The organism is Staphylococcus sp. HMSC36A10, from assembly GCF_001838845.1.
Classification (GTDB): Bacteria; Bacillota; Bacilli; order Staphylococcales; family Staphylococcaceae; genus Staphylococcus; species Staphylococcus aureus.
In genome coordinates this window covers 1-770 of sequence record NZ_KV839108.1, presented here as the reverse complement: position 1 = coordinate 770, position 770 = coordinate 1, and the positions used below count along the sequence as shown (strand labels likewise).

Below are 770 nucleotides of genomic sequence, written 5' to 3'. Positions count from 1 at the left end.
TCCATTCCAAATTTAACTCTTTCATGATCGTTGCCGAATTCGTTTATTAAATCTTTTTCAACGCTCTTGCAATACCTATCCCATGCACTTGCTTTCTTCTCCAGCTCTTTGTTGCGCTCTCTTAACTTAGCTATATCTCCAATAAGCTCATCACGTTGCTTCAAAAACTTGCTTGCTTCATCAAACCAGTATTCACTTTGCTTTTCGTAATATTCTTTTGAACCGTGTTCCATTATTTAATCAACTCCCCATCTTTCCAGATTAACGTCATAGTTAGGTCGTCGTTTAAGATATAGAACGCTTTGATAGGGAAACATCTGTCGTCATTTAAACTTTCGTTTATACTAGTATTCCTATTTGATGTAGGACTATATTCTCCTTCTGAGACCTCGAATACTTCAAACAACCTATCAAACTTAGTCTCTTCTGTGATTTCCTCTTCCACTTCGACTTCGAAAGGAGCATCAAGTGGCACACAGACTGATGTCGTACACTCATTTGTGTCCTTTTGAAAACGAACGATGCCATCGCCGTTACCTGTTGTAAAAAAATTTTTGCCCTTTGATAACTCCGGATTACTTCTAGCCCATTTAATTAATTCATCTAATCTCATTTCTTTTTTAACTTTGATTTTCATCATTTCCATCTCCTTAAAATAAAGTTAGTTGCTTCTGTTCCTCGTATTCCAAACCATGTTGCTTTATATATGTTTCAAGCTCTTCCGCTGTATCAAATGTCTTTTTCACGCCTTGCCAACCTGGTACGATATG

Annotated in this window: 3 protein-coding genes; all 3 read right to left on the bottom strand. The window is 36.9% G+C overall.

Going from position 1 to position 770, the window contains the following annotated elements:
• Positions 1-233 (bottom strand): hypothetical protein (locus HMPREF3247_RS07320; protein ID WP_070866219.1); only part of this gene is annotated, 233 nt, incomplete at its 3' end.
• Complete coding sequence (locus HMPREF3247_RS07315) at positions 233-637, bottom strand: hypothetical protein (RefSeq protein WP_015978309.1); 405 nt, start codon at positions 635-637, stop codon at positions 233-235. The genes HMPREF3247_RS07320 and HMPREF3247_RS07315, both read right to left, overlap by 1 nt.
• 13 nt (positions 638-650) lie before the next feature.
• Positions 651-770: SAV1978 family virulence-associated passenger protein (locus HMPREF3247_RS07310; RefSeq protein WP_218969805.1), on the bottom strand; the 120-nt coding region annotated here is incomplete at its 5' end.